General features: G+C 32.7%; 24 protein-coding genes. 10 read left to right on the forward strand and 14 right to left on the reverse strand.

The window, feature by feature from the left end:
* Positions 1-81: 81 nt before the first annotated feature.
* Positions 82-1,659: a 7TM domain-containing protein gene (locus Z054_RS0108815; protein WP_024769709.1), complete on the reverse strand. Its 1,578-nt coding sequence runs from the start codon at positions 1,657-1,659 to the stop codon at positions 82-84.
* Between the two features lie 74 nt (positions 1,660-1,733).
* Between Z054_RS0108815 and Z054_RS0108820 the strand changes: the two genes are divergently transcribed.
* The 3 genes from Z054_RS0108820 to Z054_RS0108830 all read left to right on the forward strand — a co-directional run bounded on the left by Z054_RS0108820 (position 1,734) and on the right by Z054_RS0108830 (position 5,852).
* Positions 1,734-2,246, forward strand: a complete 513-nt coding sequence (locus tag Z054_RS0108820) for an RNA polymerase sigma factor (protein ID WP_024769710.1) — start codon at positions 1,734-1,736, stop codon at positions 2,244-2,246.
* Positions 2,247-2,303: 57 nt separating this feature from the next.
* Positions 2,304-3,206, forward strand: a complete 903-nt coding sequence (locus Z054_RS0108825; protein WP_024769711.1) for a FecR family protein — start codon at positions 2,304-2,306, stop codon at positions 3,204-3,206.
* A gap of 72 nt (positions 3,207-3,278) precedes the next feature.
* Positions 3,279-5,852 (forward strand): TonB-dependent receptor, encoded by a 2,574-nt coding sequence (locus Z054_RS0108830; RefSeq protein WP_024769712.1) that lies wholly within the window; start codon positions 3,279-3,281, stop codon positions 5,850-5,852.
* Here the strand turns inward: Z054_RS0108830 and Z054_RS0108835 are convergent.
* Together Z054_RS0108835 and Z054_RS0108840 are read right to left on the reverse strand one after the other, a co-directional pair.
* Entirely contained in the window at positions 5,849-6,124 is a 276-nt protein-coding gene (locus Z054_RS0108835; protein ID WP_024769713.1) for a hypothetical protein, read from the reverse strand. The two genes, Z054_RS0108830 and Z054_RS0108835, sit on opposite strands and share 4 nt — an antisense overlap.
* A 4-nt stretch (positions 6,125-6,128) precedes the next feature.
* Positions 6,129-6,371, reverse strand: a complete 243-nt coding sequence (locus Z054_RS0108840; RefSeq protein ID WP_024769714.1) for a hypothetical protein — start codon at positions 6,369-6,371, stop codon at positions 6,129-6,131.
* 109 nt (positions 6,372-6,480) lie between these two features.
* Here Z054_RS0108840 and Z054_RS0108845 point away from each other — a divergent pair, with 109 nt between their 5' ends.
* Positions 6,481-6,990 (forward strand): CvpA family protein, encoded by a 510-nt coding sequence (locus Z054_RS0108845; protein WP_024769715.1) that lies wholly within the window; start codon positions 6,481-6,483, stop codon positions 6,988-6,990.
* 19 nt (positions 6,991-7,009) lie between these two features.
* On the forward strand, positions 7,010-8,146 hold the full coding sequence (locus Z054_RS0108850; RefSeq protein ID WP_035091149.1) for a sterol desaturase family protein: 1,137 nt from the start codon (positions 7,010-7,012) through the stop codon (positions 8,144-8,146).
* 61 nt (positions 8,147-8,207) lie between these two features.
* Here Z054_RS0108850 and Z054_RS0108855 read toward each other — a convergent pair whose 3' ends face one another.
* The 11 genes from Z054_RS0108855 to Z054_RS0108905 all read right to left on the reverse strand — a co-directional run bounded on the left by Z054_RS0108855 (position 8,208) and on the right by Z054_RS0108905 (position 20,531).
* Positions 8,208-10,076, reverse strand: a complete 1,869-nt coding sequence (locus Z054_RS0108855; protein ID WP_024769717.1) for a SulP family inorganic anion transporter — start codon at positions 10,074-10,076, stop codon at positions 8,208-8,210.
* Between the two features lie 35 nt (positions 10,077-10,111).
* Entirely contained in the window at positions 10,112-10,741 is a 630-nt protein-coding gene (locus tag Z054_RS0108860; RefSeq protein WP_024769718.1) for a carbonic anhydrase family protein, read from the reverse strand.
* Positions 10,742-10,935: 194 nt separating this feature from the next.
* A complete protein-coding gene (locus Z054_RS0108865; RefSeq protein ID WP_024769719.1) occupies positions 10,936-11,262 on the reverse strand; it encodes a hypothetical protein in 327 nt (108 codons plus the stop codon).
* 81 nt (positions 11,263-11,343) lie between these two features.
* Positions 11,344-12,093 (reverse strand): tetratricopeptide repeat protein, encoded by a 750-nt coding sequence (locus Z054_RS0108870; RefSeq protein ID WP_024769720.1) that lies wholly within the window; start codon positions 12,091-12,093, stop codon positions 11,344-11,346.
* A gap of 4 nt (positions 12,094-12,097) precedes the next feature.
* The gene (locus tag Z054_RS0108875) at positions 12,098-13,864 is read right to left on the reverse strand and encodes a BatD family protein (protein ID WP_024769721.1); all 1,767 of its coding nucleotides are present in this window, start codon (positions 13,862-13,864) and stop codon (positions 12,098-12,100) included.
* A 55-nt stretch (positions 13,865-13,919) separates the two neighbouring features.
* On the reverse strand, positions 13,920-14,801 hold the full coding sequence (locus tag Z054_RS0108880; protein WP_024769722.1) for a tetratricopeptide repeat protein: 882 nt from the start codon (positions 14,799-14,801) through the stop codon (positions 13,920-13,922).
* Positions 14,802-14,807: 6 nt separating this feature from the next.
* On the reverse strand, positions 14,808-15,842 hold the full coding sequence (locus Z054_RS0108885; RefSeq protein ID WP_024769723.1) for a vWA domain-containing protein: 1,035 nt from the start codon (positions 15,840-15,842) through the stop codon (positions 14,808-14,810).
* 59 nt (positions 15,843-15,901) lie between these two features.
* Positions 15,902-16,906, reverse strand: coding sequence for a vWA domain-containing protein (locus Z054_RS0108890; RefSeq protein ID WP_024769724.1), 1,005 nt, complete (start codon positions 16,904-16,906; stop codon positions 15,902-15,904).
* A 2-nt stretch (positions 16,907-16,908) separates the two neighbouring features.
* Positions 16,909-18,561 carry an LPXTG cell wall anchor domain-containing protein gene (locus Z054_RS0108895; RefSeq protein ID WP_024769725.1) on the reverse strand — a complete coding sequence of 551 codons (1,653 nt, stop codon included), beginning with the start codon at positions 18,559-18,561 and terminating at the stop codon, positions 16,909-16,911.
* Positions 18,562-18,574: 13 nt separating this feature from the next.
* A complete protein-coding gene (locus tag Z054_RS0108900; RefSeq protein ID WP_024769726.1) occupies positions 18,575-19,441 on the reverse strand; it encodes a DUF58 domain-containing protein in 867 nt (288 codons plus the stop codon).
* 88 nt (positions 19,442-19,529) lie between these two features.
* Positions 19,530-20,531 (reverse strand): AAA family ATPase, encoded by a 1,002-nt coding sequence (locus Z054_RS0108905; RefSeq protein WP_024769727.1) that lies wholly within the window; start codon positions 20,529-20,531, stop codon positions 19,530-19,532.
* A 255-nt stretch (positions 20,532-20,786) separates the two neighbouring features.
* Between Z054_RS0108905 and Z054_RS0108910 the strand changes: the two genes are divergently transcribed.
* The 5 genes from Z054_RS0108910 to Z054_RS30040 all read left to right on the forward strand — a co-directional run bounded on the left by Z054_RS0108910 (position 20,787) and on the right by Z054_RS30040 (position 26,718).
* Positions 20,787-21,539 carry an SDR family NAD(P)-dependent oxidoreductase gene (locus Z054_RS0108910; RefSeq protein ID WP_024769728.1) on the forward strand — a complete coding sequence of 251 codons (753 nt, stop codon included), beginning with the start codon at positions 20,787-20,789 and terminating at the stop codon, positions 21,537-21,539.
* Positions 21,540-21,624: 85 nt separating this feature from the next.
* The gene (locus Z054_RS0108915) at positions 21,625-22,761 is read left to right on the forward strand and encodes an ATP-binding protein (protein ID WP_024769729.1); all 1,137 of its coding nucleotides are present in this window, start codon (positions 21,625-21,627) and stop codon (positions 22,759-22,761) included.
* A gap of 31 nt (positions 22,762-22,792) precedes the next feature.
* Positions 22,793-23,521, forward strand: a complete 729-nt coding sequence (locus Z054_RS0108920) for a metallophosphoesterase (RefSeq protein ID WP_024769730.1) — start codon at positions 22,793-22,795, stop codon at positions 23,519-23,521.
* 501 nt (positions 23,522-24,022) lie between these two features.
* Positions 24,023-24,508, forward strand: a complete 486-nt coding sequence (locus Z054_RS0108925) for a hypothetical protein (RefSeq protein ID WP_152538508.1) — start codon at positions 24,023-24,025, stop codon at positions 24,506-24,508.
* A 371-nt stretch (positions 24,509-24,879) separates the two neighbouring features.
* Entirely contained in the window at positions 24,880-26,718 is a 1,839-nt protein-coding gene (locus tag Z054_RS30040; protein ID WP_024769732.1) for a sensor histidine kinase, read from the forward strand.
* The last annotated feature ends 1 nt before the right edge of the window (position 26,719 follow it).

Genomic DNA, 26,719 nt, shown 5'->3' on the forward strand with positions numbered 1-26,719 from the left:
ATTCGTGTCTTTTACTATTATCTTCTTGTTTGCTATAGAAACAGGTGAGTCTTTATATACCCTACCTAAAAGGGTGATTTTTTATTTTTCTGCTTTCAAAAGAGGCTTGAACCTAAACAATTCTACCCATCGTATACCGATGTATCTTCCTAATAACGTGGATGATGCTATGATTAAAAGAGATATCTCTGGGAATAAAACCAGAACAGATGGCAACCATGACCAGGATAGTATGAGATAAGAAATTGATGTCGCTATTAATGTTTGAAACAATTTATCTATGGCTTTTATATAACCATCTTCCAGAGTAGAGCGAGAGAAGCGTTCTGCAGAAATCGTAAGAATAATAATAGGGAAAAATGTCAGTTTTGTAAGCCATTCTATGTTATTCTTAATTCCAAAATGTGTTGCCAACAGGATCACAGATACCATTGTGGTAAGTGAGATTACCAATTTTGGTGTATATAACAACCCTAGTTTATCAAAAGGATAAGATATTAATCCAATAAACGTGATAAGTCCCACGAAAATTGCAATTCCAGAAACGAAACCTGTATGCAACAAAGAAAATGCAATCAATACAGGTAGGAATACTCCAAAAGTTTTTAATCCAACAATATTTCTTAAAAAAGCAACCAAAAATCCCCCAATAGGTAATAATAATAAAAGATGTAAAGCTCCTGATGGTATTACATTTTTATCGATAAGATGCCAAAGAGAAAAACCAGGTAGATCATGAAGTTCTTCAGAATTCATTTTTAAGAAAGAAATATGATTTACCTCATCCATCTTATACGTATAATCAAACTGAATGCCTGCAGTATGAGTAATCAAAGATTTATCTCCTCGATAAAGCTCTAAGTAATTAGCAGGTAAATACCCAAAATGATTATTTAATGCATCAAAAGGAACCCATGTTTCATTAATCAATACTTCTACCCAGGCATGTGATGTTCTTTTATCTGTATTTTCTACTATAATCCCACCCCTTATTCTTGCGGGATATCCCAAATTTCTACTTAAAGCCACAAATAATCTACTTTTACCATTGCATGAAGCTCTATTCTGTTCAATTGTGGTTACGGCATCTGTGAGTGTAATGATTGGTGCCGAAGGAATAGCGTATACGTAATCAAAAATATTTTTGATTACTTCTTTATCATTTTTGGTGTTTTGTCCGAGTTGAGTTGCTAATTCATTGATAATTTCGTTATCAGATTGAATATTTTGAGTAGGTTTAAGGTATTTTCTATACTTGCCTGATGCAACATTAAAGACTTTTGGTATTCTAAAATTTCTATCCTTTCCTTCGAAAACAAATTCATAATCCACAGAATGATATGTGTTTTTCTCCTTGGTGTTCCAAATTGCTTTTAAATTTTCGCCAATTTCTTCTTTCTTAGTAAAAGACAAGGTGCTGTCATTTGTGATTTTTTCTTTAGAAATCCTTTGCCTGGGGTTGCTACTGGGGATGTATGTTCTTAATAAAGTGTTTTTATCTCCTGATTTAAAAAAGAACTTATAGTTTATTTTATAAACTTTTTCAGGATTAAAATTATCATAATTATTAAGAATTGGTTTTATTTTGAGCCCTATTGAGATTATGGCAATTATTGAAATTAAAGTTAATGCAATTTTAAGATTTGTTTTCGAATTCATAATCAGCTATTTTTGGATTAATAACAGGTAGGAGACGTTTCACCCTACCTCAAATCGAAAAAAATTCTTTTTTTATGACCCAATCCTCAAAATCTGTTTGTGAACAATCCGTATTCACTAAGCTATTCGAGACACATGCTGAGGATATAAGAAATTTTATTTACTACAAATGTGGGGATAAGGAACAAGCAGAAGATGTGATGCAGGAAGCATTTATAAAACTTTGGGATAATTGCAAAAAAGTAATCTTTGAGAGAACAAAAGGGTTTTTGTGTACCGTTGCTAACAACTTATTTTTAAATCAAGTTGCTCACAAGAAGGTTAGACTAGAGTATTCAAAAATACCTCGTAGCACCAAAAATATTGAATCTCCGGATTATGTGATGGAAGAAAAGGAATTTATGGATAAGCTTCAGAATGCGATTGCCGATCTTTCTGATGGTCAAAGAGAAGTTTTTCTACTAAATAGAATTGATAAAAAAACATATAATGAAATTGCCGAAATGCTTGACATTTCAGTAAAAGCTGTAGAAAAAAGAATGCATAATGCATTAAAGCAATTAAGAAAATTGGTAAAAAATATATGAAAGACGGTAGGGTATTTTACACCTTACCTGTTATTCTCCTGATACAAGGTAGAAATTATGCTTGACGAAAAGGAAAATACATATCTGGCAAAGTGGTTGAATAACGACCTTAGCCCCGAAGAATTAGAAGAGCTAAAAAAGCTTCCAGAATACGATGATTATAAACAAATCGTAGATGGACTAGCCTATTTTAAGGCTCCTTCTTTTGACCTACAACCCTCATTAGCTAAGACTTTAGGTAAGATTTATCGGCCTAAAAAAGCAAAAGTGATCAATTTAAAACCAATTGTATATACTTTAACTGCAGCGGCTTCGATACTATTAATTATTGGGCTTTTCTTTAACACGGTGAGTTATACCACTAATCCCGGACAACAATTGGCTGTTGTTTTACCAGATGGAAGTTCTGTCGATCTTAATGCGGCATCTACCTTAACACATCAACGTTTTTTCTGGTCACAAAATCGAAAAATCACTTTAGACGGAGAAGCATATTTTAAAGTGACTTCTGGTACTAATTTTACGGTAGCAACCAAATTAGGGAAAATCGAAGTCTTAGGAACTCAGTTTAACGTAAAGAGTAGATCTAATGAATTTAGAGTAGGTTGTTATGAAGGAAAAGTGCGAGTATCTATAGAAGATAACCAACAAAAGATATTACAAAAAGGAAATGGTGTTTTACTAAAAGATAAAAAACTTATAGACCAGACCATTATAGATCAGGAACCTTTATGGAAAAAGGGAGAAAGCATTTTTAATAGCATTCCATTAATAAATGTATTAGACGAATTAGAGAGACAATATGATATCACTTTTAAACGTGATAAAATTGATCAAAATCAGTTATTCACTGGTGGATTTAATTATAATAACTTAAATATTGCTCTAGAATCCGTTTTAGTACCTATGGGGATAGAATATGTGGTTAATGGAACTACTGTTTTGCTTTCTACTCTCTAGTTACAAATAAATTAACACATTAATTATCTAAGAATCTTAACGTTTTAGAATCCTCTAAAACCAAAATATACAATGAAGAAAATTCTGTTACTGTTACTTTTTTGCACATGCTCTTTACAGGCACAAATTACTAAAGACTACCAAAAAACGCCTTTACAACAGGTACTTAACGAACTATCAGAATCATATGATCTCATTTTTTCATTCAGTAATGAAACTGTAAAAAACAAGATCATTACATTGGCTATTAACAATACTCCGTTGGACGAGATTTTGACTACTTTAAAAACATTAACTAATCTTAATTTTAAAAAAATATCAGATAGACAGGTGATTGTTAGTGCTCCCAACAATAAAGTTGAAGTCTGTGGGTATCTTTTTGATGAAACTACCAACGAACCTCTCTCCTACGCATCAATAAGTATTGAAAGTACTAAAACAGGAACTATCGCCAATGATGATGGTTTTTTTCAATTAGGTAGTGTCGATAAGAACACATTAATCACAATACAGTATGTTGGTTATAAAGACAAAGTGATGGAGGCATCTTCTTTTAAAGCCTCAAATTGTCCCAGAATCCCGCTTTTTATCGAAAGCACCTCTTTGGCAGAAGTACTTATTGTAGAATATATCACTACCGGAATTGACAAAAACATTGACGGCTCATTTCGAATTTCGAATGAAGAACTTGGTATTCTTCCAGGTCAAAGCGAACCAGATATTTTACAAAGCATTCAACTAATTCCCGGGATAAACAGCCCCGATGAAACTGCAACGGGAATACAGATTCGAGGAGGATCACCAGATCAAAACCTGGTACTTTGGGATGATATAAAAATGTATAATACTGGTCATTTCTTTGGAATGTTTTCTGCTTTTAATCCTAATGTAGTTAAAAGTGCCAAAATTTTTAAAGGAGGTGCTGATCCAAGGTATGGAGATCGGGTATCGGGTGTTATTGATATTTCTAGTGATAAGAAAGTGCCTAAAAAATTTAATGGTGGTGTTGGAGTCAATGGGACTCATGCAGATGTTTTTACGAAAATTCCTGTGGCAAAAACTGTAGGTTTGGTGCTTTCCGGAAGACGATCTTATACCGATATTTTTGAAACTCCTACCTATAAAGCTCTTTCTGAAAAAGTGTTTCAAAATACCAAAATAGTTGAGAACCCCAATCAAACACCTGTTACAGGTGAAGAAGAAGAGGATGACGACGACGACGAAGAGCGCGAAGAAGCCATTGCCGAAAATAATTTTTTCTTCTATGATGCCAGTGCTAAACTAATTATTGATGCTTCAGAAAATGACAAAATTCTAGCGAGTACGATTTATACCAACAATGATCTTGCTTTCGAAATCAATGATGATGAAGATTTAATTACCGACGATCTTGAGATCCAAAATAAAGGAGTTAGCTTTTCCTGGAAAGGCACTAAACTAGATCATTTTCATCATAGCTTAAAAGCATATTATTCTAAGTATGATTCTGATTATTTGTTCACCGAAAGACAAGAATTACAAATAGAAAAACAATCGATTAGAAAGAATACCGTAGAAGATGTTGGATTAGATCTGAATATCACTTATGATCTTGATACCAAAAATTCGTTCATGCTGGGATACCAATTTTCTAATAGTGAAGTATTTTACACAATCACAAGAGAAGCTGAATTTGAAACGCCAATAAACGAGTCAGACAAGGTAAAAAACAATGCAAATACCATATATGTAAACTATAAATTTTTACCAAAAAATAAGAGTTTCTTCAATTTTGGAATAAGAACATCTCATTATTCGATAGTCAATCAATTGTATATTGAACCCAGAGTAAATATTGAGTATCCCATTACTAATCTATTAAGAATAAAGGCAACAGGAGAACTTAGATATCAACCAATAAGTCAATTAATAGAATTTGAAGATACCCAGCTTCGCCTAGAAAATAATTTATGGATACATGCCAATGAAGAAGTTCCTGTATTAAAAAGCACTCAGTATTCTACAGGGTTATTATTCTCTAAAAAAGGATGGAATTTTGAGATTGACGGCTATTATAAAAATATCAATGGATTAACATCGGTCACCAATGGATTTAATACAATCAATAATGATTTATCTACTGGTGAAAGTATAATTTATGGAGTAGATGTATTATTAAAAAAGAAATTCAAAAATTTTAGAACCTGGATGGGATATACTTTTAACGATATTAAATATACTTTTCCTGAAATACAAGAAGCTTCTTTCCGCGGGAATAACGATATCACTCATAATTTTAGAATTTCTAATACATATGAAATCAATGATTGGGAATTTTCTTTAGGTTGGTTATGGCGATCAGGAGCTCCTTTTACCGATGCTGATCTTGTAAATGATGAGATCGAATACGGTGCTGCCAATGCAAAGCGTTTACCAGAATATCATAGATTAGACATTTCTGCTATTTATCGATTTGATTTCAATAAAACTGGTAACTGGAGAGGACAAATAGGTGCATCAATACAAAACATATATAATAGACAAGTACCTATATCTATAAGTTATAGGGTTGATGATAATGCTACTACTGGAGAAATAGAATTAGATAAGTTGCAGCAAGAATCATTGGGAATTACTCCTAATGTAGTTTTACGATTATATTTTTAAGTGTTTTTAATGGCTTGCAGCACTTCATCCCGATGTAATAATCGCATCAATGTTATTTCCTGCTCTGATGTTATGATTCCTACCAAATAATAAAACCCTATACCCATTTTATAAGCCTTATTATTGCCACTTATTTTTCTGAAATGAGGTACATCATTTACATTTTTGGCTGTTTTTAATGATTTCAGGACATGTTTCACCTTATCCTGTAACGAAAGATCTTTAACTTTTTTAAGGTCTATAGAAAATTGAGAAGAGGTTTTTAACACCATGTTACTAGGGTTTAAATAATTCTTCTTCACTTACTGTAGATTGGGCATTAGCTTGTTGCATTAAAAGTAATAATCCCAAATCCTCTTTTTGCTCTAAAGACATTACAGCCATCTGTTCTTTTTGCTTTTGTTTGATATACCATACAATAGCTTTTTCCATAGTCTTTTTTACGCTAGAACCCTCTATTGCCGCTATTAACTTAAGCTTAGGGATTATTTTATCATCAATATCTATTATTTTTCTCATTTTATATATTATATATATAATATGCTAAATATATATAATAAAAATTAAAATGACAAAGTGTACTTATACACAGAAAGAATTATATTTGAGATTCAATAACTATTCATTAATGAATTACATCGATATTATTTTAGGAATTCTTTTGTTATGGGGGCTAATAAAAGGATTTAGTAAGGGATTATTTTCCTCACTAGCCTCTCTTGTTGCTCTTATCGTTGGTATATACATTGCTGTTCATTTTTCTCATATTGCAGGAGGATATTTAGAACAATATGTAAATTGGGAAGAAGGAGCTATGAAATTGGTAGCTTTTGCAGTAACTTTTATTGTCGTGGTTATCCTTGTTTCTTTGGCAGGTAAAATTCTTACCAAAATAGCGGATTACGCTGCGCTAGGCATTTTAAATAAAATCTTAGGTGGTGTTTTTGGAGTGCTGAAAATGGCGTTTATTGCCAGTGTCATTATTATTTTTGTCGATGCTATAAATAGAAATATTACTATTCTTAAGGAAGAAACACTTAACTCTTCTGTGTTATATACTCCTGTTCGGAAGTTAGCACCAATGATATTGCCTAGTATTCTAAAAGAAGAAGATTCTAAAAAGGATATCCAAATTTAAAAAATATAACAGAACAAAAATGACTAGAAATAAACGACTTACAATAGGAGAAGGGAAAATTAGTGGCTACCTATCTATTTTTTTGGCTATTGTATGCTTTGGAACAACAATATGTGCTTATTTTCCAGAATACCTAACCACTAGTGATTTTAGAGCTCTATACAAACCAAATTATGTTAGATGGGCTCTTTTAGGAATTCTAGCGTTATCGTTTGTATTTGCATTAACAAGCTTTATTTTGAGCAAAAAAACAAAACTTGGTTTCTTTGCTGTTTTAATCATTGCCACAACAATTTTACTAGGTACTGGTATACCAGAATATCAAGAAATTGATTCTAAGTCGATTACAATTGGATTGGACTGGCTTCTATTAGACATTCTTATCTCTGCTTTTATCTTTATTCCCATCGAACTATTCTTACCTAAAAGGCTTGAACAGACAAAATTTCATGAAGAATGGAAAACAGATTTAGTCTATTTTATTATTGGTCATTTGCTTATTCAGGTAACTGGGGTTCTTGTACAACTACCTTCTGTTATTGCTTTCTCTGGCATTGGTTTAAGTGGGCTCCACGAATGGACTCAAGGAATTTGGTTTTTACCTCAATTATTCCTTGCATTGCTTGTCTCTGATCTATTTCAATGGACAGGACATTATTTTTTTCACAAACTTCCCTTCCTATGGCGTTTCCATGCAGTACATCATTCTACAAAAGATATTGATTGGTTAGCTGGTTCTAGAACTCATTTTCTTGATTTAATTGTTGTTCGTGCCATTTCATTTTTACCAATTTATGTCTTTGGATTCAGTATATCTGTTTTCACTACCTATATTGTAATTGTTTCGATTCAAGCCGTACTCGCTCATTCAAATACACGAATTAACTTTGGCTTTTTACGTTATGTCTTTGTAACGCCTCAATACCATCATTGGCATCACTCTGATGACCCCAAGGCCTATGACAAGAACTTTGCTATTCATTTCCCATTTATTGATATGATCTTTGGGACATATTATCCAATGGGGAAAACATGGCCAGAAAGCACTGGACTTGGTGATGTGAAATTCCCTAAAGGTTTTATTAGACAATTTATCTTCCCGTTCATTAAAGATCCTGCAAATAGTAATGAAATTGAAAACCCTAGTGAACGATAGATATTTACTGCTCTGCAAAATATTCTAAATTTACAGAGCAGATTTTGTTGTTTATGTATTATTACGAGCTTACAGTATCTTCTACAATACCTCCCAAATAGGCGATACAGGAATCAAAGTCTTCAAACACACAGTTTTCTGGTATTAAATCCGGAATAATATCAATATTCTTTGCCAGATACAAAGGTTGTTTTTGGATACCCACTATATGCGTATGAACGCCTTTTTGTTCAAGACCCAAAATAATCTCTTCTAGTGTATATAATCCCGACTGGTCCATATAAGGTACTCTATCCATTCTCAAAATAACATGAGTGGCAGATTCGGGTATTTGGTTGGCTAGCTGTTGTAATTCGCTTGTAAATCCGAAAAATACTGGACCATTAAGATGTTTGATAAATATCTCTTCTTTAAGCTCTTTTGGAAAATTAATTTCATCTTTCCAGAGTTTTTCTCCATTATTATTACGTTCTAATCCATCTAATGATTCTACTTTGGATTCACTTGCGGTAACATCTCCCATCTTCTTCATAAAAATCAGAGATGCAATTACTAAACCTATACCAACAGCAAATACCAGATTCCAAAATACAGATAAAACCAAAACAATAATCATGATTGCAACTTCTATCTTAGGTATATGAGGTATCGCTTTTAATCCTTTATAATCCATTACTCCTATACCTACGGTAATTAAAATCCCTGCTAAAACAGCTGCAGGAATCTGAGAAGCCACAGGCCCTAGAGCTAACAGTATAATTAATAGCATAATTCCGGCAATCATTCCTGATAATCTAGTTTTACCACCAGCATTAATATTAACTACGGTTCTGATCGTAGCTCCTGCTCCCGGAATACCTCCAAATATTGCAGCAATACTATTTCCTATCCCTTGCCCAACTAATTCTTTATTAGGTTTATGTTTGGTCTTGGTCATATTATCTGCCACAACCGATGTTAACAGCGAATCAATAGCTCCTAAAAATGCCAAAGATAATGCCGTAAAAATATAAGGGGTTATTGTGCCTAAACTAAAGCTTGAAAACATGGATAAATTCGGTACCGGAAAACCGCTTGGTATTTCTTCAATTGGTCTATAGTTTAAACCAAAACCATAGGCTACTCCAGAGACCAGAGCCAAAGCAACTAATGTACTAGGGATGGCAGTTGTGATTCTTTTAAAACCATAAATAATGATTATGGTTATTAAACACAGTATAAGTTCTAAATAGTTGATATTAGATAATGCATTTGGTAAACTTTTAATCGCTCCTATTACACCCGAAGCGTCATTTCCTGCCAGAGTAACGGCTTCAAGATTTATTTCTTCATTAGAAATGGTTTCTGCTCTTTTTATAGTTTCCTTAAAATCCTCTAGTACCAAAATCCCCTCTCCTGCTTCTTCTTTCAAGATCTTATCCAAAATAACTTCTTCTGCTTCAGGTTTAAATGTATTTACAAATTCGGTATCTTCTTTTGGATAATATCCCAGCGCCGGTAAAAACTGGGTGATTAGAATCATCACACCAATTGCTGTCATAAATCCGGATACAACGGGATAAGGAATATATCTGATATATTTTCCTATTCCTATAACTCCCAAACCAATCTGCATTAAACCAGAAAGCAAGAATACTGTTAAAATAGCCGGTAAAGCCTTTTCTACATCTCCATCATTAGCACCTATTATTCCTGCAATTACCAGCATACTTACAGCTGTCATTGGTGCTGTAGGGCCAGAAATCTGAGTATTTGTCCCTCCGAATAGTGCTGCAAAAAAACTAATAAAAATTGCTCCATACAATCCCGCACTTGGGCCTAATCCCGAAGATACTCCAAATGCTAATGCCAGAGGAAGTGCTACAATACCTGCCGTTAATCCTCCGAATGCATCTCCTTTTACATTACTAAATAAATCTTTAAACTTCATATTTCTTTTATTAATCGATAAAAATTAATTCTATCTTATCCGTAAAACTCAATCTTTCCAGAATCAACATGGTACATAGCTCCTATGATCTGAATATCTCCACTGGCCTCTAATTCTTTCAAAACCTCACTCCCATTTCTCATATTCTCTATGGTTAACATCACATTTTGTTTAGAAACATTATTTACAAATTCGATATTTCCAGAGTTTCTAAGGGATTCCTCTTTTGGTTCTTTCACAGCTTCTACAGCAGGTTTGATTTTACTTAATAAACCTGTAATATTACCCAATTTGACATCATCACAAGCTCCTTTTACTGCTCCGCAACTTGTATGACCCAAAACTACCACTAGTTTAGATCCTGCTACTTTACAAGCATACTCTATACTTCCCAAAATATCTTCATTTACAAAGTTACCTGCTACTCGTGCACTAAAAAGATCACCTATACCTTGATCAAAAACAATCTCTACAGGAACTCTTGAATCTATACAACTAAGAACTGCTGCAAAAGGATATTGACCTCCTTTAGTATCCTTAACTTGATCTAATAAATTTCTATCTGCTCTTAAGCTTTTCAAAAAGCGTTGGTTGCCTTCTTCTAGATATGTTAATGACATTTGCGGTGTCATTTCTGATTGTGTTTCTTTAGTTTGTGTTTTCATATTTTTTTTTTAAAAATCTGCATTATCACAGTATCTATTAGAGATAGAATTTAGCGGCTATCCATTAAAAGGAATTCAATAACCTATGTGTCTTTAGGTTTTGAAAAACTATATATCCAATTTGTTTATTATTTCACCTACTATATATAATACCTATTCAGAATGGTTAAAAGGTATCTTAATCGTTTACTTGTTTATACGATTTCAGGTGGTGGAGTAGTATATTCTAAAAATACAGGAGAATTCTGAATATAAAATTCTGGGTAACGTTTAATACTCAGATTCGATACAGAAGTTACCTCATCCATAAAGTATTGAGAAATTTTATCGTTCTCTTTAAAATCTTCTTTTTCAGAATTTTCTTTTTCTACCGGATCAGAGTTTTCTTCGGTATCTTCAATATTAAATACAATTTCACTTTTACTTCCTTCATATAAATGCATTAACTCAATACCATAATCGGCTAGATTCAGAAAAAATCCGAATACTATCAATAATCTGGTTATTTGAAGTTTAATCATCACTATAAAGCAATTTTAAAAAGCAAAAATAACAGTATTGCTTCCAAATGTTGTTAATGTATTGCAAATTTTATTAACCAATCACAACTCTCTTAAATCGGTTTTAGGAATCCAGCCAATTTTACCATCAGCAAGTTTAATTTTTTTCCAATCATTTACTGTTTCTGTCACCAGCACTTTAGTTCCTTCATGAAGTTCAAAAACTTCTTCACTTCTAAGGTTTGGTTCACTTTTTATGGTTGTTTCCTGAGCAAAAATGATTGCAAACTGGTTATTTTTAATATAATTATATTGTGAGAAAGCAAAGAATACACCAAATAATCCAAAAATTAGTATCGCCCACGACCCCACAAAGAATATTCTCTTTTTTAAAGAACTATGTGCTGTATAATACAGAATAAACAGGAGAACAAATATAATGATACAGATCACCGAAAACCATGCCCAACTATCAAAAGCCAGCATATTAGTAAACTTCTTAAACGTTCTCGAAATAAAACCATCTGGGATTACATCTATTGCGTCTATTGTAGCCTTCTGTGCAAAAGCCAGATTGTTTTTAATATCTTCATCATTAGGTGATAATGCTAATGCTTTTTCATAATAAAAAATACTAGGTCCAATGTTACTTAATTTATAGTTTGCATTGCCAAGATTATAGTATAGCGAAGCTGATTCCTGACCAGCATCCAAAATCGATTTATACGCATCTATAGCTTCCTGGTAATTTTCTTGATTATATAGCGAATTTCCTCTCTGAAATGCTTCTTTATCCTGAGAGAAACCTAATGTTATACTTAAAAAAATAAGTGCTTCAACTATTCTTTTCATACATTTATAGTTGTTTATCTATTGATGCAATTACTCTAGAGGCTTTATCATAATCCTGTTGCATTGCCGAAGTAGAAGATGGAGTATATCTTGCAAACTCACAGCTCTCTAACAATGCAATAAATTCTATAGATATCGCATCTTCAACATCACGTTCCTTTAGTAATCGCTGGATACGTTCTTTACTCATATCACTTGTTTGGATATGTAGTTTTGCTTTTAAATAATTATGTAATGCTCGTTCCATAGCTATATAGAACTCTTTTTGGTTTCCTAGATTCTTTTTAGCCTCAGAAAGATATTTACGAGCCAATTTATCTGCTTTCCGAACTCGGTTACCACTTACATCGCTTAGTCGTTCTTGTCTTTTTTTACCAAAGAAAAGGAATAGAGGAATCGCTAATAAAGGTGCCGTTAATGACAACCAGTACACAGTAGATTTAAAAAAGTACTCTTTTTTAATAGGTTGAAGACCTGCATTTAGTTTTAAAAATCTAAACTGATTTCCCACTTGAGTTACTAATTTTTTATTTGTCCCTCCAGATTCTGATGTAACGACTGTATCTCCCCCATCAGGGCCATTTTTCACATTAACTACAATCTCATCTGATGTAATTCTTTTATATGTTTCTGTTTTTAAATCAAAATAAGAAAACGAAATTGATGGTATTGGATATTTACCTTTATATTGTGGCACTAAGGTGTAGGTGTCAGATATATTACCTCCCATACCCGTAAGATTTGTTCGTACTCTTTCATTATGCTGCGGTTCATATTGTTCTAAACCATTAGGCACATTAAGCTTTGGTAAATCAAATAGTTTTAAATTACCATTACCAGTAACCAAAACCTTAGCATCTAAAGATTCTGTAGCATCTAGCTCTGCTTTATTAGTAGTTACTTTGAAATCAAAATCTCCCACTGCGCCCGAAAAATCATCTGGTTTTCCTTGTATTGGTAAAGGTTTTGCCTCTATTATTCTATTACCTGCAGCTACAGTCTTATTAACCGTTGTGTATAATCTACCACCAAAAATGTCTCTTCTTTTTGTGGGAACATCTACAGAAACGGTTAAAGTGAGAGGCTCTATATTTAATTTACCTGTTTTTTGCGGATATAGTACTGTTTTACGAAGCACTACATAACGATATGGTTCTCCTTTATATTCCCCATTTTCAATTTTGAGTTGTTTCATATCGATTGCCTGACTCCAAAAATCGCTGTATTTTGGGCTGTCTAGCTCTCGCCAGTTGCTTACACTAATTCGCGGACTAACATATAGTTTATAAACAACTGTAATTGCCTCATTTAAATAGGGATCTGATTTAGAAACTTCTGCTATAAGATGAAGGTTTTCACTGGCAACAAAATCTGTATCATTGCCATCTTTTGGTTTATCTACTGCGCCTGTAACTTCAACTCTTATCGGTAATGTTTTATACGTCTGCCCATCAATCTCTATAGTTGCTTGTTTTATAGTAAATTGTCCTCTACGTGTAGGTTCAAGAAAATAACTGAATGTTTTGGCGTATGATCGTTTTCCATTAACCCATGAATTACTAATAGATTGATTAGGTCCACCTATAACTGTAAATCCCGAAAAGGAAGGAGGTGTAAAATTGTCCCCATCTTTATTCATTTCAAAATCTACTCGTAATCTTTCATTTACACCTAACTTTTTCTTGCTTACTTTAGCCTCAAACCTCACTTGCCCCAATGCAAACTGCATTGTGGTCAGAAATAAGGTTAGAAAAATTAGTTTTAGTTTCATTTTTTATGCTATTTAGATCGTTAGATTTTTAAAACCTAACAAGTCTTTTATCAAATTACCAGTCTTTATCTGTTTTAACTTTTGACCCTTGAGCTTTTTTGGCGTTAATCTTATCCTGAACTTTCTTTTCCTGATTGTTCATAGCTTCGAGTAAACTTTTAACTTGTTCTGGTGATAATTTACCTTGAACCTGTTGCTGTTGCTGGTCTTTAGGTTTGCCTTCCTGATCTTTTTGATCTTTTCCTTTATCCTTTTTCTCATCTTTAGGCTCGCCCTTGTCATCTTTTTCTTTATCTCCTTCATCTTTTTTATCCTCTCCTTTATCTCCTTCTTTATCCTTTTGATCTTCTCCCTTTTCTTTTTCCTTATCTCCGTCATCTCCCTTTTTATCTTCTTTATCGTCTCCTTCTTTCTTATCCTTATTATCCTCCTTCTGATCTTTGTCTTTATCTTTGTCCTTATTCTGATCGTTCTGCTCCTGTTGTTGCTCTAGCATTTTTTTTGCTAATGCCAGGTTATAACGGGTTTCATCATCTTTAGGATTATTTCTAAGTGCATTTTTATAAGCTTCAACAGCTTCTTTATATTTTTTTTGTTCCATATAGGTATTTCCCTGATTATGAAATGCCTTATGTTTTTCTGATTTAGCCGAAGCTACCTTAGCTGCTTCTGTATAACGATGCGTAGCTTCGTCATATTTTTCAGAATTATAATACGCATTAGCTAAATTATATTTTGCTGTAGGATTTACAGGGTTTTTGGCAATCGCTTTTCTGTATTCTCCTTCTGCTTTAGGAAAATTACCGTCTTTAACCAGAACCTTATTACCTGTAGCTATAAACTGATTTGCTTCATTAATAACTTCATCACGATTCTCTTCCTGAGCACATATAATCCCCATCTGAAAACATAATATAATACATAAAATCTTTTTCATACTTCACTATTGTTCGTTAAACAGGTTTAATTTTTTTACCCAAGATGTTTTTCTTTCTAATAAGAAAATATCTAAAAATAATAATAATAATCCGGCAAACAGAAACCACTGAAACTGATCTTTAAAATCTGCAAACTGCTTGGCTTCGAATTCTTTCTTATCCATATTTTGCAGTACCGTGGTTACTTCTTCTACAACTTCGCTTGTATTTCTACCATCAATGTATGTGCCATTTGCTTGATTAGCAATTTCCTGTAAAGTTGTCGGGTTTAATTTGGTAATAACAGTACCTCCCTGACTATTTTTCTTATAACTTTGTATAATTCCGTTTCGTTTTATAGGTATAGGTGCTCCTTTTTCTAGTCCTACACCGATAGTAAAGATCTTAATTCCTTCTTTGGCAGCTTCTTCTGCAATGACCTTTACATTACCTTCATGATCTTCTCCATCACTTACAATAAATAAAACTCTATTGGTTTGCTCTTCATCATTATAGTATGTTTTTGCCAATTCTATAGCTTCATAAATTGCAGTTCCCTGAGAGGATAGCATTTCTGTATTCATAGATTGCAGGAACATCTTTCCCGAAGCATAGTCTGTAGTAATTGGTAATTGAGGAAAAGCACTACCTGCATATGCAATGATCCCAATGCGATCACTCGCCAGGTTATTGATAATTTGGGTAACTAATTGCTTTGACTTTTCTAATCTATTAGGTGCAATATCTTCTGCCAGCATACTTTTAGAAACATCTATTGCAAAAACGACATCTACTCCTTCTCGTTTTACGGTTTCAAGTTTTGTCCCTACCTTAGGGTTAACCAGTGCTATCACCAAGCAAGCCAGAGCTAAACTAATTACTATAATCTTTAATATTGATTTAAAGATAGATCGATTAGGGCTCAATTTTTTAAGAAGTGCTGCATCTGCAAACTTCTTCTGAGCCGTCTTTTGCCAAACTAACACTCCTAAAAACAGCAGAATTAGTACTGGAACACCCAATAATAACCAGAAATATATTTTCTCTTCTAATACGTACATTTTCTACCTTATTCATTAAATCTCATTAGTTTTTTATACCTGCGAGATTTCTATTTTTTTTAAATAAAACTTCTAAATATTGTATATCTAAACAAAAATTCTATAAAAATTAATAATCCTGCCAGCAGCACCAGTGATCTAAATTTTTCTTCGTAATTATAGAATTTAAATTCTTCGATATCTGTTCTTTCTAATTTATCAATTTCTTGATAAATCTGTTGTAATTTTTTATTGTTTGTTGCTCTAAAATATTTACCTCCGGTAACCTTAGCTATTTCTTTTAATAAATCTTCATCGATTTCTACCTGTACTCTACCGTATTGAAAAGATCCATTTGGTAATATAGCAACAGGAGCCAAAGCCATTCCGTTTGTGCCAATACCAATTGTATAGGTTTTAATACCATATTCTACCGCTAATTCTGAAGCAATCTTAGGGTCTATAAAACCAGCATTATTAGAACCATCTGTAAGTAAAATAATCACTTTACTCTTAGCTTTACTGTCTTTAAGTCGATTTACAGACGTTGCCAATCCCATTCCTATAGCCGTACCATTCTCTAAAACGTTATCATATTTCACATCTTTTAAACTACCCAGCACAATTGATTTATCACTTGTAATTGGAGTTTTGGTAAAACTCTCTCCTGCATATACGACCAAACCAATACGATCATTGGGTCGATCTTTAATAAATTCTGCAGCTACTTCTTTTAATGCTTCTAATCTATTAGGTTTAAGATCTTTTGCCAACATACTGGCAGATACATCTATCGACATTACAATATCGATACCTTTGGTAGTCTTAGTTTTGGTAGATACATCTACCGTTCTAGGTCTTGCTAATGCAGTAATAATTAAAGATAATGCTATTAGACGTATAATAAACAACAACGGTTTTAATTTGGTGAGCCAGCTCCCAGAAATTTTAAATCCTTTAACGCTAGATATTTTTAAAGCTGCTTGTTGCTTATTTCGTTTCCATATATACCACCCTATTGCTAATGGAAGTAGTAAAAACAACCAAAAAAACTGTGGATTCTCAAATGTAAAATTTTCAAACATCGTTATTTGGTATTTTTAAGTTCTACAGAATTAATAATACGCTCGGCAACATCTTTCGCATAACGATCTTCAATATCATATACCAAAGTGATTTGTTGAAACCCGCCATTTTCAGCAAAATTCAACATTAGGTAGCTATTTTTTTGTTTCTTTTTGGTTACAGGATTCACTATTTCTAAATTCCCAAACACTTTAATTCCTTTTGCTCCGCCCAAAGTTTCATATTCTTCATCTTTTACAGAAATATTCTTTGCTCCTATAGATTCAAATTTTCCTACGACACCTTCTACCACTTTATTTAATTCTATTTCGGTAGGCTGTTTATATTGTATTGTGGTTACAACTACATAGAAATTTCCTGCCAGACTTCCATATACAAAAGTTTCATTCCCTTTAAGAGTTTGCTTTTGTTCTTCTGTCATTTGATATGCATTACGAATCAATACTCTGGGAGTAGCAACTGTAACAGGAGGAGAACCATATGCGCTTGTAATCCATTCGGTTTCTGCGAGCTCTTTTGTAGGATGACCAAGTAGTGTGTCTTTTACAACATCATACCCTTTAACAAAAATAAAAACGAGTAATGTAATAGCAACTACCGCCACAGCTCCAAGACTTCCTAAAATAATTTTCTTTCTGCGTTTTTTCTCGGCTACTGTTTTTCTATATTCTTCATCTGCCAGCAGTTCTTCTTCTGTCGGTTCTGGAATCGCGCTTTTTGTCTTATGAATCACCTGCTCGATAACATTACGATCTGATTTTGCTGTTATGATATCTGGTTTAGATTTGGCAAACTTGGCCATATCTGCAGTTTTCAATACATTCTTAAGTTCTTCAATAGTGGTCTTATCCAAATTAAGATTTCCTGATCTAATCTCTTCATCAAGTCGTGTAATTAACTCATCGGTGGTACTTTCCATAGCATGATCATACACTTCTTCATCGATATATTTACGAGCGGTATCACTTAACTGCGAATAGTATTCTTTATGCGAATCTTTTTCTAATAAATGAGATTCGTCAATTTTCTGAAGTGCTAGTATTGCTCTTTCATAAGGAGGCAGCTCATCTTCTTTATTTGCTTTACGTTTTTTTCTTCTGAATATAAAAAAAGCGATCAATCCTAATATAAGTAGTGAAATACCAATCCATAAGAACCATTTCTTCCAGTTAAAAGCAAATTTTGCATCTACATCAACCAGAGGTTTGATCTCATACATCTTTTGTTTGGTAGTATCTACCAAAATATCTCTAACCTCAACTTTAAGAGAATCTGTAAAAAAGATCTTGTCGCCGATCATTATTTTTTGTCTTGGTATCGTATAATGACCAGAATCAAACTGTGTTAATGCATATTCTTTGATAAGGTTAAAACGTTTTCCGTTTCTAGAGGTATCTATTTTTTGTGATTCGATTACTTCTAAGGGAGTAAACGTTTGTCCTTCTGGGAAAACAACAATTTGGGTCGAATCTGCTTCGACTTGCATTTTATATCGAATCTCATTGCCTATTTCTATTGTAGTCGAGTCGATTGTTCCTGAAACCTGTGCAAAAGCGCCAAATCCACTAAAGGCAAAGAATATCATCCAGATAAAAAGCTTAAGAGCTCCTGGTTGTATAGTTCTTTTTTCAAATCGTAATTTGTAATTCGTCATTCTTAAATCTTCCTTATCCTCTTCTTTTAAAATAGCCTAATAATTTCTTCACATAGCTCTCATCAATTCTACTACTTAAAGAGCCTGCTCCACTTCGAGTAAAACTATCTTTAAAGTAATCTACTCTTTCATGATAATATGCACTGTAATTGGTTCGTGTTTTTTTAGAACCAGTATTCACCAGTAAAAGTTCTCCTGTCTCCTCATCTTCCATTTGCACCATTCCCAGATTAGGAATTTCTTCTTCTCTTCTATCATAAACTCTTATCCCGGTAACATCGTGTTTTCCTCCTACAATTTTTAATGTATGTTGATAATCATCTGCAATAAAATCAGAAAGTATAAAAACTATAGCTTTCTTTTTCATTACATTGGATAAAAACTTCAATGCTTCTGTAATATTAGTTTTCTTACTTTTAGGCTCGAACTCTAATAATTCTCGTATAATTCTTAGCACATGGGATCTTCCTTTTTTTGGCGGAATATATAACTCTATTCCATCGGTAAATAAAATCAATCCGATCTTGTCATTATTTTGGGTTGCCGAAAATGCTAAAGTTGCTGCAATTTCAGTAATGATCCCTTTTTTAAATTGTTCTTGAGTACCAAAAAGTTGTGATCCCGAAACATCTACCATCAGCATCATAGTAAGTTCTCGCTCTTCTTCAAATACTTTTATATAAGGTTCATTATACCGAGCTGTTACATTCCAATCTATATTACGCACATCATCACCAAATTGATATTGTCTCACTTCGCTAAACGTCATACCACGTCCTTTAAAAGTAGAGTGATACTCTCCTCCAAAGATGTGGTCGCTTAAGCGACGTGTCTTGATTTCAATTTTTCGAACTTTTTTCAGTAACTCTTTAGTATCCATAATTTTGCTTCAGGTTTATTCACTTTGTGAATCTTTCAGGCTTCAATGTTTTAAACTTGAAACCAAACAACTTCAAAACAATAAACTACTATGGTACTTCAATTTCGTTTACAATCTTATTGATGATATCCTCTGAAGTTACATTCTCTGCTTCGGCCTCATAGGTAATCCCTATACGATGGCGAAGCACATCAAGAATTACTGCTCGAACATCTTCTGGAATCACATATCCTCTTCGTTTAATAAAGGCATAACATTTTGCTGCAGTAGCCAAATTGATACTTCCACGAGGCGATGCTCCAAAATTGATTAAAGGTTTAAGTTCTTCTAAACCATATTTTTCTGGATAACGTGTTGCAAAAATGATATCAAGGATATACTTTTCGATTTTTTCATCCATATATACTTCTCTAACCGCTTTCTGAGCATTAATAATCTGCTCTACCGAAACAACAGGATTTACCTGCTCAAAGGATCCTTTGAGATTAGCACGAACAATAAGTTGTTCTTCGTCTAATTTTGGATAATCAATTACTGTTTTAAGCATAAAACGGTCAACTTGAGCTTCTGGTAAAGGATATGTTCCTTCTTGCTCAACCGGGTTCTGCGTTGCCATTACCAAAAATGGCTTATCCAATATAAAAGTCTCATCACCAATAGTTACTTGTTTCTCCTGCATTGCTTCTAGTAATGCACTTTGCACTTTTGCCGGAGCACGGTTAATCTCATCTGCTAAAACAAAATTGGCAAAAATTGGGCCTTTTTTAATCGAAAAATCATTCTCTTTCATATTAAAAATAAGAGTTCCCACTACATCGGCTGGTAATAAATCTGGTGTAAATTGAATACGGCTAAAACTACCATGAACAGCTTTAGACAACGTATTAATCGCTAATGTTTTTGCCAAACCAGGAACTCCTTCCAGCAAAATATGACCTTGACCCAATAACCCGATGAGCAATCGTTCGACCATATGTTTTTGACCTACAATTACTTTGTTTATTTCTAGAGTTAGTAAATCTACAAATGCAGATTCTTTCTCTATTTTCTGATTGATTGAAGCAATATCAATAGCATTATTCTCTTCCATCTATTTTATTTTTTTTAAGGCGTGAATTTAACACTCATAATCCAACATTGCAAATTGTCGAATTAATTTTCATGCTCTTGTTAATTCTTGGTTAAATGTGCACTGCAAAACCTGTTTTAGGCACAAATTTTACAGTATATTTAAACCACTTTTACAAAAAATTGGACATAAAGATTTTCATCGTTTTTACGATGATCTTATCAAAAGACGGATCTGATGTAAAGGTGTTGCATTTTTTACATACTAAACTTACTTATGAAGACAGCATTAATCACAGGGGCCACTAGTGGAATTGGAAAATCTACCGCTATAGAATTAGCAAAACATAATATAAACCTTATTCTTTGTGGGAGAAGACAAGATCGATTAGATACACTACAAGATGAACTAAGTAAAAAAGTGCAAGTACACACACTTTGTTTTGATGTTAGAGATAAAGACAAGGTTTTTTCTTCTATTGATAATCTTCCTTCGGGATTTAGTACAATTGATATTCTTATCAATAATGCAGGAAATGCCCATGGACTTGACCCTATTCAAACCGGAAATCTTGATGATTGGGATGCTATGATAGATATTAATGTTAAAGGATTACTGTATGTCTCTAAAGCAGTTATACCAAAAATGATTACACGACAATCTGGTCATATTATCAATATTGGCTCAATTGCAGGAAAAGAAGTCTATCCAAACGGAAACATCTATTGTGCAAGTAAACACGCTGTAGATGCAATCAATAAGGGAATGCGTATGGATCTTAACTCATACGGTATTAGAGTAGGTGCTATTCATCCGGGACTAGTAGAAACCGAGTTTAGCAATGTTAGGTTTAAAGGCGATGATCAAAAGGCAGATACTGTGTATAAAGGTTTTGACCCATTAACTCCAGGAGATATTGCAGATATTATAGCTTTTGTGGTTACACGACCATATCATGTTAATATTGCAGATCTTATTGTATTCCCAACTGCACAAGCAGACAGTACAATAGTTAATAAAAGTTTATAATTTCTTTATTCTTATCGCATTGTTGACCCAATAAAAATGGCTAAGTTTATATTGGGAAAAGTTTCAATTGCTATTTGTAAACGGAATGATTAACAAACGCCTCCTTATTAAGAACTTACTGGCACATAATGACGAAAATAGTTTTTATGATAAGAAGCGTAAACTTAATATTGGAGAGAAAGAAGGAAAAGCCAAATTCTTAAAGCATATTTGTGCCTTGGCCAATTCTAACCCCAAAAACAATTCATATATTGTAATAGGAGTTGAGGATGAAGACAATCAAATTATAGGGGTTGATTTTTTTGACGATAGTAAAATCCAAAATCTGGTGAATGCATATTTAGACAACCCTCCTATCGTGTCTTATGAAAATATTCCTTTTCCTCATCTATCATCGGATAAAGTAGTAGGTTTAGTAACAATCCGACCTCAAGGGGGACAACTCTGCTCTCTTCGTAAAAATATCTGGAAATATTATGGAGGTAGTGTCTTTTTTAGGGATGGTAGCATGAGTATGCCTAAAGTTTTTGATATCGAAATCAAAGATGTCAATTCAGAAATTGTAGACGCTATCGAAAGTCATGCCCAGAATAATATTGAACTTACTTTGGATGGAGTGTTTGATTTTATGAATTCTAGAATCGATTACAATCCTACATATAAGGTTTTTAAAGAATATTTTGTGGTTTGCTGGGCAGCCAAAGAAAAACGGCAAAATGGAGAAATATATTACTCCCGAGTAGATATTGAATTAATCAATGAGCATGTAAAGTTATTTTACTCAGAATTAGATGAAGTAAGTATATCCTTAACCGATGACCAATTTAAGATTATAGAATATGTACAGTTAGGTTTAAAGGATACTTTTAGTTATTATCCTTTAGAAGAAGTGGTGATCACCTTTAAGGATAATGCCAGTTATGATATCGAAAGTAAACTTCTTTTTGATCCACCAAAATTTGACCTTAAAACATTATATCATTTATATAATAGTAACAATGCATTAATCGAGAAATTAAAAAACAAAATTCCTCTATCAAAAAACGAAGAAAAAGATATTATAAATCTTCCTGCTACTTATTTGATATGTTATTTTAATGATCTTAGTGAAGCAAAAGAAAAATTAGAAGAAGCAAAACCATATTTAAAACTCTATAACGATACTATATATTCTCTCTGTAAAGAAAGTATTCGAATTTTGAGAAAAGTTAGATATAGTTAATGGGACAAAAAAGATCAACGGTTAATCAACTATGGGAAGAATTTTAGTAATTGGAGATATTCACGGTGCGCTAATCGCATTAGAACAAATACTTGAAAGAGCAAAAGTAACTAAAGATGACACTCTTATATTTTTGGGAGATTATGTAGATGGATGGAGTCATAGTGCCGAATTAGTTTCGTTCCTGATTACCCTCAAAACATCACATAATTGCATTTTTATTAAAGGAAATCATGATGATCTTTGTTATACCTGGCTCACACAACATACCCACAATTCTGAATGGATACAACATGGTGGTCAAGCGACTATAGATTCCTATGCAAAATTATCACCAAAAGAAATTAATACTCATCTCCATTTTTATGAAACCCTCAATAATTATCACATAGATACTCATAATCGTTTGTTTCTTCATGCTGGGTTCACTAATCTTCGCGGACCTCATCGAGAATATTTTAGTGAATCATTTTATTGGGACAGGACTTTATGGGAAACTGCATTGGCAACGGATCCCAATCTAAAAAAAACAGATCTAAAATACCCTAAACGACTATTGCTTTTTGATGAGGTTTATATTGGCCATACTCCCGTTACACGAATCAATCAAACCACCCCAACACAAGCTATTTGTGTATGGAATATGGATACAGGAGCTGCATTTAAAGGACCACTTACTATAATGGATATTAATACCAAGGAATTTTGGCAAAGTGATCCCGTATACCAATTATACCCACATGAGAATGGTAGAAACTAAAAATTTATAGTAAAAATTACTACCCAAGGGTAACAAAAATTTAAAGTTATTGATCTAAGGTTGTAAATGATAAAAAATCACATATCATGAAAACAACGATAAAATTTTTAGCATACTTACTAATAGCTTTTTCTTTAATTTTTATAATTATAAAGGAAAAGATCAATCTAATAGAAAAATCAATCCTCAAAGCAGAACCTAGCTAGATAGATATTAGATTCAATTACAACTCATTTTTTTGTTCTATTCTTCAAAATGAAATAGACTACAGAATTGATAGTGTTTTTTAAACATGAGTTTAAAACAATACAAATTCGGGAAATAACCCCTTATAGACATATGGTTTTACCCTATATAAATTAAGGTTTTAGCCTCTTGATAACTTTTTAAGCTCGTTGCATCTTTGTAGCATGTAGTTGTAATTGTGGGATCTATTATTAAAACACTTCGCAAATAAACAATTGAATATTCACACAATTAATAATTAATAACATGAAAAGTATGGAAACAATAATGAAAAAATTTAAGTATGGTATTTTGGTACTAATCTTATTTTTAGGTTCTTGCTCTACAGAAGATGGGGTCGATGGTCAAATAGGACCACAGGGACCAGCAGGAGCTGATGGAACAAATGGACAAGATGGGAACGCTAATGTAGTCTCTGTTTTATTCGAAAACCAAACGATATCTAACGGAGATAATGTTTTTGACATTCCCGAATTAACACAGGAAATATTTGACACCGGTATTGTTTATGCCTATGTTACGGTCACGGGTAATACCTATTGGGAAACTTTACCACTTAGTCTAGGCCAGCAAATCATCCTAGAGATCGATAAGATTGAGGTTGGAAAAGCCACATTACGTGCTACTTTTACTCAATCTAATCTTAGACTTCGGTTTGTGTTGATAGAAGGCAATGATGCCAGCGGTATTAATTTTGAGAACTATCTAGAAGTACAGTCATTTTATAATCTAACAGATTAACTTCAACATGTAGTAGTCAAACATGAGTATTTAAAGAAAAAATTGACTATATAATAAATGATAAGCAACCCTTACCCAATTTCTTGATGAGTAGGGGTTGTTCTATTAGAGCATTTCAAAATCAATTGATTTATTTTTTAATTTCTTCTTTTCTTAAAAAATATATTCAATGATCAAAAAACAGATCAGCGCATGACTTAAAGAATAACAAATCAACATAGGAGGTAACATTCTATTTTACCATTACAGAATAAGTACTAATCTAAAAACGGAAAATATTTCAGACAAGATCCATATGAAGGACTGGGGTCTTGTCTTCTATAAACGTTATATTATAAACTCATTCTCAACGAAAAATAGCAAAAGGACGCATGTCAAAAAATTTACTATATGTAATTTCTGTTCTTATTTTATCAAGTGTATATTATTGTAGTCTTAATGCTCAAAACAACCAAGATAGAAATACAACTCAAATTCCTTTTGAAGTATATAAAACTACCAATGGTACCATATCGATACATGATATTATAAAATCTGACACTCTTTTTCGATCGTCTAAATATTTTACCAAAAAAACCAGGCCTAAAGATATTTACTGGATAAAAATCGACCTCAATAAAGAATTAAAAACTGATAGTCTTTGGTTTCTAAAATCCAGTAATTATGCACACGCATCTATGTTTTGTCTTGAGAACAATACACTGGTAGAAAAGAAATTTGGTTTATTTGATGGTTCAGAAAAAATGAATTCTATATCCAATATTAATAGAATACCTCTTAAATACAGCTCACTTATCAAAAATCAATTTATATATTTAAAAATAAGACGTTTAAGATTTTCGGATCGCGTTACTAATTGGAAATTTCATTATGCTTCACAAACCATAAACCATTCATCACAAAATTATTACCTCCAAAAAAATATTAAAACTCCAGTACGCAAATACATTTTTACAGGAGTCTGTCTGGTTATGTTTATTCTTACTCTTGCGTTCTTTATTACTTCAAGAAATTTTGAATTCTTATTTTACTCTTTATATATTTTATCGTTATCTATTTATCTAAGTGGTCCTTTACTTATAGCAAACAACATCATTTTTGATAACTATAACATCATCATTTACTGGTTTTTTCAGATCATACAAGTATTAATTAATTTATGTTATGTTTATTTTGTTTCGCTTTATTTAGTCACAAAAAAGGACTATCCTGCACTTAATCGTACCATAAAATACATCATCTACACACTTGGTATTATCATAATTGCAGACAGTTTCTTTTTGTATTTTAACTATTTTGAAGGAGCTATTTATACTATGAATATTCAACGTTTAATAATGACTTTTTTTGGTATTGGCGGGATGATTTATTTACTTCTAACTGCCAAAAACCGTTTAGCTTATTTTATAGTTGCTGGATCATTCTTATTCATGATAGGCACCCTGGGTTTCTTTTTTACCAAGGCATGCGATTATATGATGGTTGGAGCAACTCTCGAAATCATAATTTTTGCATTAGGCTTAGCCTATAAAATACATCAGGAGCATAAAGAAAAACTCCTCTTCGAAAAAGAATCATTTATTAACAATTGTAAAGCGCTAAGAGCTCAGATAAACCCTCATTTTATTTTTAATTCTTTAGGGTCAATTCAACATTTAATTGTACTCGAAAAAAAAGAAGCTGCTTTAAAATATCTGGTTAAGTTTAGTCATTTAACACGAACCCTTCTTGAAAACTCTATAGAAACAAATATCGTATTATCTGATGAAATCAACTTACTACGGCAATATCTAGAATTAGAAGCTTTACGTTTTGACACCTCTTTTGAGTACACTATTCATGTAGATGATACTCTAGATGCAGATGCCGAAGAAGTACCTATGTTGATCATTCAACCATTTGTCGAAAATGCAATCCTGTACGGTTTATTGAATAAAAAAGGAGATAGCAAAAAGTTGAATATTAGTTTCAGAAAAGAAAAAAATCAAATTATCTGTAAAATAGATGATAATGGTATAGGAAGAAATGCAGCTAAAAACATAAATTCGTCTCTTAAAAAAACCACAAAATCCAGAGGTTTAGAATTAACTGAAAAAAGATTACAAAGATTTCATAAATCTGAAGAAAAAAATATAGAAATTATAGACAAAATAGATAACCATGGTATGTCTATAGGAACAAGGGTGATTATCAAAATTCAAACAGAATAAA

The organism is Aquimarina macrocephali JAMB N27 (assembly GCF_000520995.1).
GTDB lineage: Bacteria > Bacteroidota > Bacteroidia > Flavobacteriales > Flavobacteriaceae > Aquimarina > Aquimarina macrocephali.